Origin of the sequence: Vibrio misgurnus (assembly GCF_029635775.1) — a bacterium.
GTDB lineage: Bacteria > Pseudomonadota > Gammaproteobacteria > Enterobacterales > Vibrionaceae > Vibrio > Vibrio chanodichtyis.
The window spans coordinates 1,081,089-1,099,360 of record NZ_CP113241.1 but is presented as its reverse complement, the minus strand read 5'-3'; the positions used below and the strand labels follow the sequence as shown (position 1 = coordinate 1,099,360).

Here is an 18,272-nt window from a genome sequence, read left to right as displayed (position 1 = left end):
CTAATTGTAAACCTCAACGCATATCAGACTGTTGTGTGAAACAATAGATAGTTTTATCCCCAAATGCCGATAACCTCCGCGCAAAGACGCAGCTTTATAGATTCATATGATTTGGGGGAATTCGGCGATCTTCAACCGAGTGGTTTGTTAGGGTTAAGTAGGTTTTGGGCATAAACGAGTTTCAAATTGCTAACTCAACAGTTCTTTCAGATAGCTATTCCGCTTATGAGAGTGACTAAGTGCTTCCGTAATCTGCTTCATATCATCGCTACTGCCGACGATATGAATTTCACTTTCAGCTCTTGTGATTGCCGTATAGAGCCATGCTCTATCTACTATTCTTCCTTTTTGCAGAGCGATGATGATGCGTGGAAACTGTGACCCTTGAGCTTTATGTAGGGTGATTGCGTAACCCAACTCCATGCAGTCGAGAATGGATTGTGTTATCTCGATCTTTTCACCTGTATCTAGCGTCACTTCACCGTAACTATCACCAGAAGGTTTGGCGTTGGTTAGCATACCAAGTGAGCCGTTCTGAATGCCTTTGTCATAATGGTTCTGCGTGAATAACACCGCATCATTCATGCGGAGTGGCAAAAAGAACTTATCACCATTGATTTCGAACTCAAGGCTAGTGCTATCTGGGTTAACGGCTTGTTGGGTGAGTTTATTGATCTCTGATACGAGTGCCTTGGTTGGAGCCATGACGCGACTGTTTTCAGGACACTGCTGGTAAAGCTCACAACAGACTTTAGCAATATCTGTTTTACTGGTTTCGTGAAAGTGTATTGCTCCCGTACTTAATCGTTCAGGCATCACACCTTGGTTGATGAGCTTTGAGTATTCGGGGATACCCGTTGAACCCTCCTGTCTCTTGACGATATCCAACATCGTATTAGTCACCCTTTTTGCTTCAACGATGTCTGCCAACACCTTGCCGCAGCCGATTGGTGGAAGTTGGTCGGGGTCGCCAGTGAATATCAATCGTACAGAGGGGTGAATGTGATTTACTAGGCGATACATAGTTGGCAAGTCAATCATGCTGGCCTCATCAATCACCAGTAGGTGATTGGGCTTATCAACACTGGGGTCAATAGGGTCTTCACGCAACAATTTGGCAATGGTTGAGGTAACAAAACCGATGGACTCATGAAGTCTCATTGCGGCACGACCACTGAGTGCAACGGCGTGTATTTCAAACCCAAGTTGATGATATGCCCTGAGAGCTGTTCTGAGTACAGTCGTCTTACCTGTTCCTGCACCGCCCGTAATACAGCTTACCGAATTATCCAGACACGTTGTTACGGCTTCGATTTGTTTAGGAGTTAATTCGTAGGGAAGCTCCGAAGCCGCAGAGCAATACGCAGCATTGGCATTTTCATCAAACAAATCATTTCGCTTAATCAGTGTGTTTAGCCGCTTGGCAACGACACTTTCCATCAGAAGTTGCGCCGTTGGATGGTAGGCTCCTGTGTCAGGATTTAAAATATACTGAGCTTTATCATGACCTGATTGGAAAGCCTGAGTGACTAGTACTTTGTCTTTCAGTAACTTGTTGAGATAAGGGCGCACATTAGCATGAGTGGTGTAGGTGTGACCTTTTTCAATCTCTTTTCGAATCGCCATTTCCAGAGCAGCGCTGAGCCTTCTTGGATCATCCTGCGCAACATCGGTATTAAAATCCGTTACCTTGACAATACCTTCAATAGCACTGAACGAAAGACCAAAGCCCATCAGAGCATAAGGATTACTCTTGATAACATCGATGGAGGCTTCACCGTGATGCTTGAGCAGTCGTTGCTGTACACTGGCGGGGATGTTGTGCTCACTCATCCAGTTGCAATGTGCCAGATTTTTATATTTGGTGTACCCCTTAAAGAGCACATTCACCGAATCTTCACTCAGAATCGATGTCAGAAGCTTTCTGGACTCTGGAGTGTCATTCCTCAGTGTTGCATGAAATTCTTTACCTAAGAGCTGCCAAAGCGCCCTGGCTTTGCTTTCGCCAATACCTTTGAAGTCACTTTCTCTGGCGATAAAGCGTATCAGTTGTTCACCTGTTTCGGGTAAAGTGCATTCAATATGCTTGGGTGATTCATAAGTGTGCTGCTGCATTACATAATCACCCACCTCCATATTTTCTAGTTGCCGAGCGCCTTTGACTGACCAATGCTGACCCAGCGCTGGAAGTACTGGGATGCTATCGGGGTCGGCTTTAATGGTGACGTAATACTTACCACTATTGGTTTTATAAGAGTTTGTCACCAGCGGAACACCGCTGAATATAACGAGCTTATTCGTGCAGTAATGGATGCTGGTGACTCGCATCTGATCTTGATACAAAGCGGCATTCATCGTGGCATCAATCCCATTTCCGATAAGGTTTCAGACAGCTCACCGAAACGCTCAAGTCGTTTTTCAAGTTCCTTGACCTTGGCTTTCAGTTCAATATTCTCAACCTCTAATGAAGACAGACGCTTAGAGTCGAGTAACTTGCGATTCACCGTGTTGTCGTAAGCATGGGGTTTATCCGCCTTCTCTTTAGCGATATTTGTCAGATCTGGCAAAACACCTCGTTCACGCAGTTCATTTTCTAGTTCTTTGAGTGCATTTTTGAGAGCAGGGTTTTGATTTAACGCAGATTTTCCGCAACCAACCCCTTTTGCCACTTCATTTCGATTAAGCTTACCTCTAAAGACTATTTGTCTATAATCATCATCCGTCTGAGTCGCTCGCCATACAGCAAAAGCTTGGTAATTGTCTTCGCCTGTAGCCATTTAACTTAGCCTTCTATGATGTTCTTTATCAATATAACTTCACTGGGTATCAGAAGTACTTTTCCACTTGCATTCACTATCCTAGTTCGGTCTTCCTCCCCTCTTGTTGCAAAATCATCGGTTAGTTCAATTAAACTATAGAGTTTTTTGATCGCTTCTTTTTCCGCAACAGAAAATTTAGACGAAGAGACGACATCTACCGAACCTTGTGCATCAATTTGAGAATTAAGCATCGAATTGACGCTAATAGATCCTTGGTTCTTAAAATTTTGCTCTAGTATTTTTTCAAGATGCTTAATTCTGTTTTCTAGCTGCTTAATGTAGATCTTGGTTTGTGGTGAATTTGTTGACGAAGACTCACTTTTTTTATCAGGCTTACGAAGAGATGAAGCGACCTCACAATAAGTATCTATTATGGGTTTATAAACTCCTTTACTGTCGTTATCCAGCGTACCTTTCGCAGGTCTTCCTGCACAGTTTTGTCGAAGAAACTCGGCAACTGATGTTATCGTTATTGCCATACCATTATTCAAGTGATGTCGGCAAGCTAGTTTCACATTTTTTATGCCTGTTTGTAGCCGCTGATCAGTGTACTCTTTAAGCAAGCCCTCAACATACCTATCAGCTTTTTCTAATCTTTCTTGATTAATCTTCATGTTCAATGCCTGCTGTATTGTTGGAGAATGCGTTATCTAGCTTTTTTAAACCTTCAATCAATTTCGCCGTTTTTTCTGGGGCTTCAAATAACAAGCGTGGGTCGGTAAATGCATCATCCGTAACCTCTTCACCCAGAAGCTCTTTAGTACGAACTGCTGCAAAAAGAACCGCTGCACGTTTAACCTCAGCGCTGGGAATGTATAACAGAGGATTACTAACTGAAGCTTCGTTAAACATTTTGTTGAGGAATTGGTCGAGATTATTCACATGAATCTCTGACTCGGAAGGATCTAAACCAAGCATTACTGCCTGCATGGAAAGCTCCATAGCTGCATCCAACATATTGAGAGACTCATAAGATGCCTCTGCATAGTGTTTTTGTTCATTCATTACTACAGGCATTTTTGAGCTTTCAATTTCCATCTGGTCTAAACTCGCTTGCAACATTTTTTGTCGTCTTCTCAGTTCTGTAACTCTATGGCAAAGCAATTCTGTTTTTTGATCAGCTTTGTCGTTTAATCGTGCAATGATAAACTCAGGCTCTTCATAGCTATCGTAAGCATCGTTTATCTGCTCATAAATCCTAAAGCGTTCGTCTGTTAAAGCTTTAACCTCAGTAGCGCATTCATTGAGATAGTAAATCTGTTCCGCGATGAAACGTGGGCTAGAACGCCAATACCGACAATTTCCACATCTAAAAGCTCCACCTCGAACACTTGTTAACGAAGGAACATCTATCCCATTTTGACCAGTTTTGATTATTACACCACCATCTTGACAGTCGAAGTTCATACAAACTCCTCCTTTCATAAACCGTGGGTGGCCACCTTTTGAAAAATCTGGTAGAAATAAACTGAAATCATCGACCAAAGTTGCATTGTCTATCCAATGAATGTTTTCCACCCCTGATTCCAATACACTTTTTTCATTCGCAATAGCAATGCCTGACTTTCTTTGAGCATCCAACAGAGCCTTCTTATACTGCTGCTCACCAATTTTCCTGTAATACAACGTCATAATACTGGTGTTATGACCCACGAGTAACTTAACGATTTCTTTGTCTAAACCAGAATTTAGAAGATCCGTGATGCCGTAGACACGCAGACTATGTAAGTCAAACAAAGCTGTCCCATCCTCTGCAAACGCTATCTTACTTTTAGCATGATGGGGATTTTTTCGCTTATATCTCGCCTCTGCTTCCTTAAGAACAGCCAAAAATACTCTTCTTACCATCGCATGTGTGGGTGGAAGAAAAATTGTACCCATTTTTGGGCTAACAACAGAAACTTTGGGTGCAGATATATCACGAAAAAGAGGTATAAATTTAGGTAACAGCTCAAATACTTTCTGCGAGTATTTACCCGCATCTTCATCTACTGTTCTGACTGGGATCAGGTGCTTAGGTGAGAATTTGTCATTAAAAGTTTTTTGCCTTTTAACTATGTCGATGACAGCATCGACATTTTCCATGCCGCTATTAACAACCCAAGGCACGGAATATCCTGTGTGACCTTTTTGTTGTAGTGTGTAACCTTTCGTCTTGTTTGTGTTGAAGTACAACGACAACTCTTCAGTACCCTCTGCCTGTTCAGATTGAACAAAAGCGGTTTGCCCAAATTTCTCATTATGCGTTTGTCCATCGGGATAAATGAAGTTAGCTGTAGCAGCCGTATTAATTACGTATTTTTGACGATCCAAATCCCATATTTTTTCATCTAAGAGTCCTTCATCAATCCATCTTCCTTGGTGTGTTCTCGCAGGTAGGATCATTAGTAGATGTAGAATATGTGCCACATTAGGCATAAACACTGTTTCGTTCTTACCCTTCATATGATTGTATAAGGTAACAGTGAGAGAAGGAAAATTGTCTCTGACAAAAACATAATCGTTTTCAGTTAACACTTCTAAACATAAATCATACAAATCACTGGGCATTGATCTTCGTGATGTTGTAGTTCGCTTGCCTGTAGCATCTTTATAAAGTTCTTGACCAGGTGGCATGGGTAGAGCTTTGCTTGAGCCTTGTCTTTTTTTCATATCAAAGATGTGAGTCAACGCCAGTCGGACTTGACCCCATACTGTCTTTTTCGAGTTTGGAGTAGTAAATTTCGAATGATTTTCGAGATAAAGCCAGAAAGAAAATTGCTCAGCATGAAGAGGATGGTAAAAGTGATACACCTCAAGTTGCTCAACTGATGCCAATTGTTCCACTTCTCTTGAATTATACTCGACAATATAATCAATGAAGTGATTTAAGTACTGCATATTTTGAGCATTGGCATGTGTCTGCGTATATAACCTTAGCTCATTTAGAATCTGGTCTGGCAACTGGCCTTGATATCGTTTAAGAGTCGTGCTTGTTCTCGCTAAATCACCTTCTAGAATTCGCTTAGTGGCAGTTTTGCTCATTGCCCCTAAGTTAAATTGCTTAAATTTTGACTGATTACGATAAGAGTCAGTTCGCTCAAGATGCAGAATAACCTGCTTCAATGGCTTTCTAGGATGTTCAGTTACAGACTCCTCATAACCAAGCTTTTCATTCATTTGTAAAGTACACTGAACGAAATCAAAACATAGGCTTTCAGGAAGATCTTGCATGGCATTCATGTCTGTACTGCAACGAAGTCCCCGCAATAGGCGCATTTGATCTGCTGCTGTGCCACCAGTGAAAGTTTCGGCAACACCACTAATCTGAATAGCTATCTCATCTGTTTCTGGAAAAATCAGCGAATAATTCGTGCTTCCCATAACCGCTGTAGCTTTTGCATAAGGTGTAAAAATGGCGTTATGCTTGATAAAGTATTGAATCGCTAGACTAAAACTTACTTTCAAACGATAAACAAACATTTGATATGAGTTGGTATCACCATGAAAGTAATGTGAGTCGAAGAGATCAATGAAGCCAGTATCGATCTTGTAGTAATCGTCGGCCTTTGTGCCAACGTTAGCTCGTAACACCAAAGCTCTTAACAAGGATACAAATGGAGAATCAAGAAAATCCTGCTTTTCATAGGGCAGTTCAAGCTTACCTTTCTTTTTCTTAATCTGCCGAGGTACAAGATCACTAAACAGAGACTCTAACAAAAGCGTTATAAACCCAACATCAGTAAGACCCAATTGATGTTGCATTGCTTGAAAATCAATGAGGGCTGGAGGGATATAGGCATCGGTTTGTGCGAATCTATAATACAGCTCCAACTTTTCGCCATTCATTACGAAGCCATCGTCAATAAGGCGTTCAATTAGTCTGTGTTTTGATTCTGTGTCATCGTTGATACCAGCATCAGAAGCTAGGCGGTTCATTGTACCTATAGTCAATGGTCTGATTTTATGCTCTTTGATTTCGCTCTCGTTATTTGCCCCTAAAAAGTTAACAACATCCGTTTTGTAGGCTGATAGGAAAAAATCATTTAGTGTTTTACCAACATTAACAATTAGTTTTTCATCAATGACACAGGTGTCTATTGTGGGATTATATCTAACCTCTTTATCGGTATTGATATAACCAAATCCTGTTTTCAGTACATCAGTATCAGTCGTAATGAAGATATGACTCATTCAAAAAACTCCCTAAATGTTAGGTTGTTAAACTCTGTATATTCTTTTTTCGCGATCATAGCCCTGACTTTTGCGGAAGTGGGTTGAGCATAACGTTCTGTTGATGATAAGTAGGCGTGACGCATAAATACCTTGATGTTCTCTAATTGCCAATCAAGTGCATTCTTTAAATAGAAACCACAAAAATGCCTTAGAGAGTGTGGTTGTCGTACAAATCCAAGCTCTTTCAAAGAACGTCTCTCAAAGTGCTTCCTGTATGCACCAAGTGTCATTGGGCAACCATTATCCAGACATAAAAGCCAGGGGTGTCCTGCTACCCTATTTTGTTTGAGAAGCTTAGGCAGTAAAACTACACTAAAATAGGTTCGAGCAATTTCATTAGACCAGCTCAACACATAACCATAAGTCGGATGAGAAACTTGAAGTGTCATCGCCTTATCACCAGCAAAGTACTTATCATCTTTATCAGAGATCATGGTTCTTGAAGTAGGGCTTGAAAGAAACTCAATATCTCGTTCGCTTAAACCAGACTTATTTGTAATGGTTGTCGTGTGGCGCTTTAGTATTGCTTCCCGTTCAATTAACCGACCACTGTCTGGGTCGAAGGTTTTTCCTTTAACTTGATTGTCAGAAACAATAATATCTGCCAACCCATCCTCAGAAGGAACAACATCATAAATTAAAATGTTGGCAACCTCTGAGCCTCGAAGAGCGGTGAATGCTTGTAATATACAGGCAGCTTGATAATTGATGTTCTGTTCGGATTTGATGAACTGTGCTAGTTCATTGGGAGGGAAGTACTTCGTTGTTTTTTTTGAGCCTGTTGTAGTCCTAACATCGTAGTTTTCAGATGTGAAGTGCAACCTGCCACCACTAAATTCATTGTAGTTTCCGTCTTGATAACCTGTTCCTTCTAGGTGAGAAAGCAAACCACTGTGATTAGGGTCAATATGCCGTGTCTTCCGTGCATTTTCGATGAGTACTTGATCAACCCCACTTAAGGATGTCCCCAAATAGGTATTAGAAAACTTCTCAAATTTGATATAAGCGCTAATTAATTTCTTCACAGTACTTAATTTTGACTTTTGCCAATAGAGATCTAACTTGCAGTATCCATTCGAATCTACTGTCCCATTTAGCTTTGCTTCAAAATAGGCATATAGTAGTTCATTCGGATTGCGTAGCCACTCATCCTGCTTTTCTAGCTGGCATTCGAAGAAAGCCAGCATATCCGAAACTGCATCGATTACTGGTTGTAAGTTTGATGACTTGCCGCCACCCAGTGCGTACTCATTTTTAATGAACAAAAGCAGCGCAAAGTTAACTTTGCCTTCTAACGTGAATACCAGCGGAAACTTTCTACTGCCAAACTCTTCCGTTGTCACATATTTTAAGTAATAAGTTTTTTTAAACTTTTTCATATTTACCTAACCAAACACGACTTATGTTAACATTACCATGTCACATTCACACTTTCAAGTTTTTCAGTTTAAGTAAAATTAGATGCATTTATGTGGCTTATGGGTGCTAATTTCCCGTCCCAAAAAAGTTTTTTCTGGCGTCCAGAGGAAGTTGATGTCTCAAGCGATCGCATCGATTATGGCAAGCTCCCTGATCATGAAAAGCACATTTTTATCTCGAACCTGAAATACCAAACCCTGCTCGATTCGATTCAAGGCCGTAGCCCAAACGTCGCGCTACTACCACTGGTCTCACTGCCAGAGCTAGAAACATGGATTGAAACTTGGTCATTCTCGGAAACGATTCACTCACGTTCGTACACTCATATTATCCGTAATATCGTTAATGATCCGGCGGTGGTGTTTGACGATATCGTTGAAAACGAACACATCATCAAGCGTGCCCAAGATATCGCCCACTATTATGATGATTTGATCCAACTGACCAATGACTACCACCGTTTTGGTGAAGGTCAGCATCAGGTCAACGGCGCAAGCGTTGACGTGTCGTTGCGCGAGCTCAAGAAAAAACTCTATCTGTGCTTGATGTCCGTCAACGCGTTAGAAGCGATCCGTTTCTACGTCAGCTTTGCCTGCTCGTTTGCATTTGCCGAGCGTGAGTTGATGGAAGGTAATGCAAAAATCATCAAATTGATTGCCCGTGATGAAGCGCTGCATCTTACTGGTACTCAGCACATGATCAATCTGCTACGTAATGGAATGGATGACTTTACTTTCCTACACATCGCTGAAGAGTGTAAACAACAGAGTTTTGATCTGTTCAAAGAAGCCGCCGAGCAGGAGAAAGAGTGGGCAGAGTATCTGTTTAAAGACGGCTCAATGATTGGCCTCAATAAAGATATTCTGTGTCAGTACGTGGAGTACATCACCAATATACGTATGCAAGCGGTTGGTTTAGAGCCTGCTTACCCAAGCGCGATCAATAACCCAATTCCATGGATCAATGCTTGGCTCTCCTCTGATAACGTGCAAGTTGCACCGCAAGAGGCCGAGATCAGCTCTTACCTTGTCGGTCAGATCGATAACGAAGTCAGCAGCGATGACTTTAAGGGCTTTGAACTGTAATGGCCGCGATTAAAATCAACAAACTGCTGACCATTGAAGCGACTCCGAGTCTTACTTTACTTGAGAGTATGGAACAGGCAGGGTTGGCACCAGAATACAATTGTCGCGATGGGCACTGCGGTGCCTGTCGTTGCCAGTTAGTCGCTGGTGAGGTCGAGTATGTTGGTTTTGCGATGGCTTATACTCAAGCCAATGAGATACTACCTTGCATTTGCCGTGCAAAAACGCCACTAGAATTAGAACAAGTCGTTTATCAACGCAATTTAGCCAGAGCTTAAGCTCTGGCTAGCTTCACACCACCCAACATCGCATCCGCTGTACGCATGGATACCCATTTATGACCAATTTCACGACCGCCATCATCCAACAGCGATAACCAATAACCTTGATTACTCGTATGATCAAATTGAGTTGGCGCGTGTAGCCACAACGCAACCACATCCTCCGTTGCGTTGCTATAAACCTCTCCCAATACCATTTTTTGGCTGGCAATTTTGTACCATACCAAGATTTTTGAGTGATGAAACATGTCAGCCTCCTGCCGCCACTGTTGGGTCCTTAATGGAGTGTAGTTCATCAACACCAACTGTAACGGATCTATTTTGAGACAACACCTCTATACTCATCCCTCACTCAACCACTCAGTTTTGATTCCATCCTATTTATTGCAGTGCACTATTGGGCAAATACATTTCTTTCACCCGCTGAACACCACTGTACTCAATAAACATTGGCCGGCCAGTGAGATAACGCAGCAACATGTCAGCCGCCAGCGTCGCAATCCACTCTTTTTGCTCTGCTTGGCTCAAATGGCCGACCAATTTGACGGTTTGCCCCCATTCCCCATTCGGGGTGGAAAGTGCAACCGAAACCTCTCCTTGCTTGAGTGTTCCGGTGACTAAGGCCATTTGTGTGCCGCATTTATCTTTCGTCGCGCCGGCTAAGGCAAACGCCGCGGCAAGAGGCTCTTGTTGAGCCAGCTCAGTGGCAACTCGATGACTCAGCACCCATGAATGTCCGGCTAATGCTTCTATCCGTGGCTCACTGAGCAGCCAATGTGACAGCCAGCCTTGAGTCGCTTGCTCGGCCAATGCCAGCGATAAGCCTTTTTCCGCCATCATATCACCAAGGTTGGCCAGCATTGGCTCATCCACACTCACCACATGCTGCTCTAAATGAGCATGCAAGATCTTCAGCAAACTTAAACGCCGTTGTGGATCGGACTTGGGGCCAAATAGTTTAACTTCAATAAATGGCAAATATGAGCGGTAACCTAAATGGTAACCGGCCGGTAACTGGATTTTATCCAGCTTGTCTGCGATCGAAGACTCGGATGAACCGAACGTATAAAGCCGGCTGCACTGCACGGGCACACAAGGAAATCGCTGCTGCAGATCAGGCAAAATTTGCTCACTGACCATACGGTAAAACTCTTGCGGTACCCCAGGGGTAAAATAGAACCAACAATCATTAAGCGACATTTTAAAACCACATGCGGTACCAATCGGGTTAGCAATGATCTCAGCGTTGGCCGGTAACATCGCCTGTTTACGATTACTTTGCGGCATGCTTTGACCGCGGTTGGCAAAAAACTGCTCAAGTTGACCCAGCCAATCGTGACTGAGCTGTAACGGCTGCTCAGCCGCTTGGGCCGCGGCTTGAGCGGTAATGTCATCACTGGTTGGGCCTAACCCACCATTGACGATCACCACATCCGCGTTAAAACTCAGCATCATTAACTCTTCCACCAACGCCGATAGTGCATCACCAACCGTAGAACGTTTATACAGAGGAAAGCCATGCTGATAAAACTCACGCGCTAACCAAGCAGCATTCGAGTCGACAATATCACCGTGTAAAACCTCTTCACCGGTACTGAGCATGATTATTTTCAACATATTTGCCATCCTGATGTAAATACTGCATTTCTATTGACCAAGAATAAGCCAATCGACAAGAAAATGTTATTGATCAAGCAATTTCGTACAACCGTTAATTAGCGGTTTTCTTGTTGATCAATTTTATGGATAATTGTGACCCTGATCGACCTATCACCTATAACTGGAGACATCTGTGCTCAAGAAAAACATCACACCCATGATGTTGTTGACATTTTCCGCCTGCGTAAACGCACAACAAGATGTGAACTTCCAATCTGATTTTGCCTACCAATTGGGCTGTGAACAGAGCAACTGCTACTCAAGCAATTATTATACCGATTCGCTCAACCCTGCTTTTTCTTTGAGTGTTAACGATGCTTCAACACTAAGGTTAGATGATCCACTGCCTAAATATTTACTGGTGCAAGACAGCCGGGACTGGGATTATCTCACAGGTCAAACCTATACCATTTTAGGCCTAAGTGTCATGACCGCAGGGTTGATGACACTGCTCCCGGAATCGATCACCAAATGGGATGCAGATGATCGCAAACTGAGCAACCTTGGTAAAAAATGGAAAGATAACGTCACTTCTGGCCCAACTTGGGATCGTGACGAGCATTTTCTGAACTACATTATGCACCCTTATTTCGGTGGGGTTTATTACACTGCTGCACGTCATGCTGGATTTAATGAGTTTGAGTCTTTCCTTTACTCAGCCACCATGTCGACCTTCTTCTGGGAATATGGGGTTGAATCATTTGCCGAAATCCCGTCATGGCAAGATATTTTTATCACCCCATTTTTTGGAGCAGTGGTTGGCGAACTGATGTTTGATGCCGAACAAAATATTGTGGCCAATGGCGGCCAAGTCATGGGTTCAAACGCAGCCGGTGATGTTACGCTGTTTTTCCTCAATCCGATCGGTCATATTCATGGCTGGGTGAGCGATGCTTGGGGTGGTTCGGCCGATGTCTCTTTCCAAAGCAACCCTTGGGCCAACAACCCAGAAGCGGCAAAGTATGCGATGGATGCCGGCGCAAACTACGACTCACAGTACTACGGGTTAAACGTCAAAATTACCTTCTAATCGCTTAAAACGGCGATACAAGGTGTCGCCTTTTTATGACCAGCACTGCGATCAGCATGGGCATTGTGCAATGAAAGTGCTACCCTTACCACATTATCTACTGCGAGAGAACAAAATGAGCAAATTAACGGCAGATATCGACGCGAATTTAGCGCTGTTTATTGAAGAAACCCAAGTAAACCAATTGGTTTGGGGATTACGTAACGAAGAAGGCTGGCTCTCTTGTGAATCAACAGAATTTGCAGAAAGTGAAGTGATGCCTTTTTGGTCATCCAAAGCTGATGCACAAATTCACAACGTGGAAGAATGGGCGGACTTTGAAGTCGTTGAAATCCCGTTTGATGTGTTTGTGGAAGATTGGTTAATCACCCTCGATGAAGATGGTGTGTTAGTTGGCCCGAACTGGAATGCTAGCCTCGAAGGTAAAGAATTAGAGCCAGCTCAACTGGCAAAACTCTACCTTTAATCGATGATTGACTGGATTGCTCAGTCTTAGTGTACACATCAACCCACGTAACCATCGAACAATAATCGAACCATACAAGGCGCGTTTTCGCGCCTTTTTGTCATCCCTCCCCCAGCAATCTCACCACTGCCATAGCCCGACGACACCAGCTTTGTTACACTTGCAGCCCTGTTAAATACCATCTGGAACGCAAGCATGCAATTAACTAAGCTGACGCAAGAGATCTTCGACCACCTGTACCGTGACATTCATCAATTTCGCCAAACCTTTGATCTGCCGGTTGCCGCACCACACACTTTAAACTCGCAAGCCGATACTTTGCACACGTCGTTAGCCATTGAAGAGTTGACCGAGCTTGCTCAAGCAGATAATAAAACCGAACAAGCAGATGCAATTGTCGATACTGTGTACGTACTGATGGGACGCTTAGTGCATTTAGGGCAAGCCAAAATTGAAGACAATCTCGCCATCAGTTATTTGATCGATTTGTTGTTGCATGTTGCGGATAATTTAAATATTGCGTTTTTAGCTTGCTGGGATGAAGTACATAGTTCAAACATGAGCAAAGTATGCCGCAACCAGCAGGAATATTTAGAGACCGAACAATTCTATGCCGAGCAAGGTATTAAGCTGATGGCGGTGCAGCAAGGGGAGTATATTATTGCCAAATGCGCACAAGACTTTATCTCTGCGTCAAAAACCGTTCGTCAAGGCAAAGTCCTAAAATCGGTTTACTATCGTCCGGCGAACTTGGTTGAATTAACTCAATAAGAGCAAGCGAAACATAGAAAACCGCCAGCAAAAAGCCAGTCAATTTGACTGGCTTACGGTTCGAAAGCATCCTAGCGATAATTAGCCGCGAGGTTTACGCGTATTCTGCTGCTGATTGGCCGCTTTATTACGTGAACTTGACTCACCTCCCGGCTTACGGCGCGCAGCCGCTTTACCACTACGCCCTGGAGTTGCAGTAATTCTCTCTTCGTGACGACGCACGGCACGACGAATTTTTTGGCTACGGGTACGCTCACGCTTACGAGTGGCGGCATCTGGTGCTAAGTTCAACACCGTTTCTTTCTCTGGACGCAGTTCAACTAACTCGCGCAGGTAATTGACTTGCTTGAGATCGAGCTCCATCCAACCACCACGTGGCAGTTTTTTATCCAAAAAGATGTCACCGTAACGCACACGCTTGAGGCGACTTACCGTAGTACCCTGCGATTCCCATAAACGGCGAACTTCACGGTTACGACCTTCGTTAATCACTACATAGAAAGTATGGTTGATGCCTTCACCACCGGCATACATAACATCTTCAAAACGCGCCATACCATCTTCGAGCTGCACACCGCGAACCAGGTTACGCACTTTTTCTTCGTTGACATCGCCAAATACGCGCACTAAATATTCACGCTCAACCTGACGACTTGGGTGCATCAAACGGTTCGCTAATTCACCATCAGTGGTAAACAGCAACAAACCGGAGGTGTTCGCATCCAAACGGCCAACTGAGATCCAACGTGAGCCACGAATTTTCGGCAGACGGTCAAATACGGTGCGACGACCTTCTGGATCATGACGGGTACACAGTTCACCTTCTGGCTTATAGTAAGCCAAAACTCGGCAAATCACCTCTTCTGGTGCTTTAGCCGATACCACGTGTCCATCGATGCGCACGACCGCAATCTCATCTTCTAGGCGTTCACCCAGTACAGCTACCTTGCCATTAACACTTACGCGCCCAGCTCGGATCAGAGCTTCAAGCTCACGACGAGAACCATGACCAGCACGTGCTAAAACTTTCTGTAACTTTTCGCTCATTTATCTACCTATGTGTCGTCTTCTCAGACGTCGAATGACGGGTTGCGATGTTAAAATCGCGGTCGCGTAGTATCGCAAATTTTATCGATAAAAGCATCCGTTTTGTCAGTGCAGCGCAACCGGATCATTCCACTATTGAAAGGGGCTAGGATCACCAGAGCCGATCCGCGCCACCGCCACTTCATCATCACTGAAATCAATGACTGTGGTGGGTTGCTGGCCCAAGTAACCGCCATTGAGGATCACATCGACCGCATGTTCTAAATGATCGCGGATTTCATCGGGATCCGATTCCGTAAAATCGTTGCCAGGTAAAATCAGCGAAGTCGACATTAACGGCTCACCTAATGCTTCGAGCAAATCCAATGCGATTTGATTATCCGGTACCCGAATACCAATGGTTTTACGCTTTTCATTCATCAAACGCCGAGGCACTTCTTTGCTGCCTTTAAAAATAAACGTGTAAGGCCCCGGCGTATTATTTTTCAGTAACCGAAACGCAGCATTATCAACTCGGGCATATTGAGATAGCTGCGACAAATCACGGCATAATAAAGTAAAGTTGTGCTTATCATCCAAACGACGGATCTGGCAAATACGCTCCATGCCATGTTTATTTTCTAACTGGCAACCGAGCGCGTAACCAGAATCGGTCGGATAGACGACCAATCCACCATTGCGAATGATCGCCACCGCTTGTTGGATCAAACGAACTTGGGGATTTTCAGGATGAACGTAAAAATACTGACTCATGGTTGTTCCTCTTCATTGAGTCTCTCGACTCTATCGCTTAGAGATAAAGGGCTTGCAGATAACGGGCTGAGAGATGAATGCTCTGCTGCTAAATACCAATCTTTCCATACCGGTTCAACCGCAGCTGGTAACCAAAGATTGCGCCCCAACTCCATCCAAGGTGAAGGATAGTGAAAATCGCTGCCTTGTGAGGCAAGCAATTGGTATTCGCGCGCATAGTCACCCAACATACGTCTTTCCTGTGGCGACTGCTGCGGTTGAGCCACTTCAATGGCATCACCACCGGCTTCCACAAATGCGCTCATTAAGCGCTTAAGCCATTTAGCCGTCAAGTCATATCGTCCAGGATGCGCTAATACCGCTTGGCCACCTGCGGCATGAATAGCCCTTACCGCTTCACTCATCGAACACCAGTTCGGCGGCACATAACCGGGATTATCTCGGGTGAGAAATTTTTTAAACACTTGCTGCATATTTGCTGCATAACCATTATCCACCAGCCATTTGGCAAAGTGTGCTCGAGTTAACGGCGCGCCAGCCGCAATCTGCTGCACCTCGGTTAATACCCCTTCACGCGTGGCTTTTTGCAAACGGTGCGCCATCAATTCACCACGTTCAATACGCCGCTGTTGTTGCTCGGCAATTAAATGCTGTAATGCCGCACTATTAGGATCGATGTTTAAACCGACAATATGAATATCTTTATTTTGCCAAACGGTCGATATCTCAATTCCATCAATCAATTGTAGTGGATATTGCTGCTGATCAATGTAAGCACGCGCATCACCCAAAGCCGCCACGGTATCGTGGTCGGTGATCGCTAATACATTAATCTCAAAGCTGATCGCGCGATCAATCAATTGCTGATAGGTAAACCGCCCATCAGAAGCGGTGGTGTGACTGTGCAGATCTATTCTCATATTTATATTTGCTTGATTTTTAGGCTTGACTTTTTAATCTCGCACTAGTTTACTAGTACACAAATGCAAGGCGCTTGATTCAGATTGGCTATGTTACAAGAATTTAACCCAAACCATAAAGCCAATTTCACGCCAGCACGAGTGGCAGCCGATAGTCGGCTTTTTATTGATACTGATTGCATCACCACGTCGAATCATGTTTAAGGAGATCTTATGAATAAGGCCATCAATATCCATCAAACTGCGCCGCTTGAGGTGCTGTATAGTGAACTGCCTTATACACAAGATCCGACCGCGCTATTTTACGCACTTTGCGCTGATCGCAGTGATTGCCTACTGCTGGAATCCGCGGAAATTGACTCCAAGCAAAACCTAAAAAGCTTACTGCTGATTGATGCAGCGGTACGGATCGTGTGCCAAGGCCATCAAGTGACCTATCATGCACTGAGCGCAAACGGGCAAGCGCTACTAAAGATTATTACCGCCAATCTTACCGAGAACGTGGTACACCAAATAGAGCAAGCCAAGCTCACCTTAACCTTTAGCGCCCCCTGTGATGGGCTAGATGAAGATGCACGCTTGCGCGAAGCCTCTTCGTTTGATGCCTTGCGTTTAGTGCAGCACAGTTTTGATCTCACCGGACAACATAAATTTGCGCTGTTTCTCGGTGGCTTATTTGCCTACGATTTGGTCGCCAATTTTGAGCCGCTAGGCACTGTACCTGCGAATAATCAGTGCCCTGATGCCGTTTTTTATGTGGCGGAAACCTTGATGGTGATCGATCATCAACGGCAAACTTGCCAGCTACAAGCCACTCAATTTCAGCCCAGCGTTGGCCTACATAGCCAGCTAAAAAGTCGTATGCGTGAGATTCGCGCTCAAGCTCATCAAACTCTGCCATTACCGCTCGCTGAGCCACTCACCGATGTCACCGTGACTAGCAATATCAGTGATGACGAATTTTGTGCGCTGGTGCGCTCGCTTAAACAATACGTCGTATCTGGTGATGTGTTCCAAGTGGTGCCATCACGCCGCTTTCAGCTACCTTGTCCTTCACCACTGGCCGCTTATCAACGCCTCAAACAAAGCAATCCTAGCCCTTATATGTTTTATATGCAGGATCAAAAATTTACGCTGTTTGGAGCATCACCGGAAAGTGCACTGAAATATGAGCGGCACACCAATCAAGTGGAAATCTACCCGATTGCAGGCACCCGCCGGCGTGGCAAACGAGCCGATGGTAGCCTTGATTTTGATCTCGATAGCCGCATGGAGCTGGAACTGCGCAGTGATAAAAAAGAGAACGCCGAACACATGATGCTGGTTGATTTGGCGCGTAATGATGTGGCACGTATCAGTCAAGCCGGAACCCGCCATGTCGCCGACTTACTGCAAGTCGATCGCTACAGCCATGTGATGCATCTGGTGTCACGCGTGGTTGGGCAATTACGTACCGATCTCGATGCGCTGCACGCTTACCAAGCTTGTATGAATATGGGCACCTTGACTGGCGCACCAAAAATTCGTGCCATGCAGTTGATCCGTGATGTCGAACAAACTCGCCGCGGCAGCTACGGCGGCGCAGTTGGTTACCTAACTGGCGAGGGCGATCTGGATACCTGTATCGTGATCCGCTCGGCTTATGTTGAAAATGGCATCGCCCAAGTACAAGCCGGTGCTGGAGTGGTCTACGACTCCGATCCACAAGCAGAAGCCGATGAAACACGCAGTAAGGCACAAGCGGTGATCTCTGCGATAGTCGATGCACACCAAGCGAACCGTTCAACTCAAACGATTAGTTCAAATC

14 protein-coding genes and 2 pseudogenes are annotated in these 18,272 nt (G+C 44.4%); 6 read left to right on the top strand and 10 right to left on the bottom strand.

Annotated features, from left to right (window positions below):
- Positions 1–189 precede the first annotated feature (189 nt).
- Genes OOK74_RS05265 through OOK74_RS05245 form a run of 5 tightly spaced genes read right to left on the bottom strand, consistent with a single transcriptional unit; the run spans position 190 to position 8,413 of the window.
- On the bottom strand, positions 190–2,355 hold the full coding sequence (locus tag OOK74_RS05265; protein WP_278183218.1) for an AAA family ATPase: 2,166 nt from the start codon (positions 2,353–2,355) through the stop codon (positions 190–192).
- Positions 2,352–2,777, bottom strand: a complete 426-nt coding sequence (locus OOK74_RS05260; RefSeq protein ID WP_278183217.1) for a VPA1267 family protein — start codon at positions 2,775–2,777, stop codon at positions 2,352–2,354. Before OOK74_RS05260 ends, OOK74_RS05265 begins: the two co-directional genes overlap by 4 nt.
- Before the next feature lie 5 nt (positions 2,778–2,782).
- Entirely contained in the window at positions 2,783–3,433 is a 651-nt protein-coding gene (locus OOK74_RS05255; protein WP_278183216.1) for a hypothetical protein, read from the bottom strand.
- On the bottom strand, positions 3,423–6,992 hold the full coding sequence (locus tag OOK74_RS05250; RefSeq protein ID WP_278183215.1) for a VPA1269 family protein: 3,570 nt from the start codon (positions 6,990–6,992) through the stop codon (positions 3,423–3,425). The genes OOK74_RS05255 and OOK74_RS05250 overlap by 11 nt, the downstream gene beginning before the upstream one ends.
- Entirely contained in the window at positions 6,989–8,413 is a 1,425-nt protein-coding gene (locus tag OOK74_RS05245) for a site-specific integrase (RefSeq protein WP_278183214.1), read from the bottom strand. Before OOK74_RS05245 ends, OOK74_RS05250 begins: the two co-directional genes overlap by 4 nt.
- A gap of 120 nt (positions 8,414–8,533) precedes the next feature.
- On the opposite strand from OOK74_RS05245, the pseudogene nrdB reads away from it, so the two are divergent.
- Positions 8,534–9,538, top strand: a pseudogene (gene nrdB / locus OOK74_RS05240) (class Ia ribonucleoside-diphosphate reductase subunit beta); the annotation flags it as partial.
- A complete protein-coding gene (yfaE, locus tag OOK74_RS05235; RefSeq protein ID WP_274721966.1) occupies positions 9,538–9,816 on the top strand; it encodes a class I ribonucleotide reductase maintenance protein YfaE in 279 nt (92 codons plus the stop codon). The pseudogene nrdB and the gene yfaE, both read left to right, overlap by 1 nt.
- Here the strand turns inward: yfaE and OOK74_RS05230 are convergent.
- Together OOK74_RS05230 and OOK74_RS05225 are read right to left on the bottom strand one after the other, a co-directional pair.
- On the bottom strand, positions 9,813–10,067 hold the full coding sequence (locus OOK74_RS05230; RefSeq protein ID WP_274721967.1) for a hypothetical protein: 255 nt from the start codon (positions 10,065–10,067) through the stop codon (positions 9,813–9,815). The genes yfaE and OOK74_RS05230 overlap by 4 nt on opposite strands.
- A gap of 133 nt (positions 10,068–10,200) precedes the next feature.
- On the bottom strand, positions 10,201–11,436 hold the full coding sequence (locus OOK74_RS05225; RefSeq protein ID WP_274721968.1) for a CinA family nicotinamide mononucleotide deamidase-related protein: 1,236 nt from the start codon (positions 11,434–11,436) through the stop codon (positions 10,201–10,203).
- A 175-nt stretch (positions 11,437–11,611) separates the two neighbouring features.
- Here OOK74_RS05225 and OOK74_RS05220 point away from each other — a divergent pair, with 175 nt between their 5' ends.
- From OOK74_RS05220 to OOK74_RS05210, 3 genes are all read left to right on the top strand, one after another.
- The gene (locus tag OOK74_RS05220) at positions 11,612–12,508 is read left to right on the top strand and encodes a DUF3943 domain-containing protein (RefSeq protein ID WP_274721969.1); all 897 of its coding nucleotides are present in this window, start codon (positions 11,612–11,614) and stop codon (positions 12,506–12,508) included.
- A gap of 115 nt (positions 12,509–12,623) precedes the next feature.
- A complete protein-coding gene (locus OOK74_RS05215) occupies positions 12,624–12,974 on the top strand; it encodes a DUF2750 domain-containing protein (protein ID WP_274721970.1) in 351 nt (116 codons plus the stop codon).
- A 195-nt stretch (positions 12,975–13,169) separates the two neighbouring features.
- The gene (locus OOK74_RS05210) at positions 13,170–13,745 is read left to right on the top strand and encodes a nucleoside triphosphate pyrophosphohydrolase family protein (protein ID WP_274721971.1); all 576 of its coding nucleotides are present in this window, start codon (positions 13,170–13,172) and stop codon (positions 13,743–13,745) included.
- 81 nt (positions 13,746–13,826) lie between these two features.
- Here the strand turns inward: OOK74_RS05210 and rluB are convergent, their stop codons facing one another.
- The 3 genes from rluB to rnm form a co-directional block, all read right to left on the bottom strand.
- A complete protein-coding gene (rluB, locus tag OOK74_RS05205) occupies positions 13,827–14,792 on the bottom strand; it encodes a 23S rRNA pseudouridine(2605) synthase RluB (RefSeq protein WP_274721972.1) in 966 nt (321 codons plus the stop codon).
- Between the two features lie 132 nt (positions 14,793–14,924).
- Positions 14,925–15,545: an L-threonylcarbamoyladenylate synthase gene (locus OOK74_RS05200; RefSeq protein WP_274721973.1), complete on the bottom strand. Its 621-nt coding sequence runs from the start codon at positions 15,543–15,545 to the stop codon at positions 14,925–14,927.
- Entirely contained in the window at positions 15,542–16,465 is a 924-nt protein-coding gene (rnm, locus tag OOK74_RS05195) for an RNase RNM (protein WP_274721974.1), read from the bottom strand. Before rnm ends, OOK74_RS05200 begins: the two co-directional genes overlap by 4 nt.
- Before the next feature lie 213 nt (positions 16,466–16,678).
- On the opposite strand from rnm, the pseudogene OOK74_RS05190 reads away from it, so the two are divergent.
- A pseudogene (locus OOK74_RS05190) lies at positions 16,679–18,238 on the top strand (anthranilate synthase component 1); the annotation flags it as partial.
- Positions 18,239–18,272 lie beyond the last annotated feature (34 nt).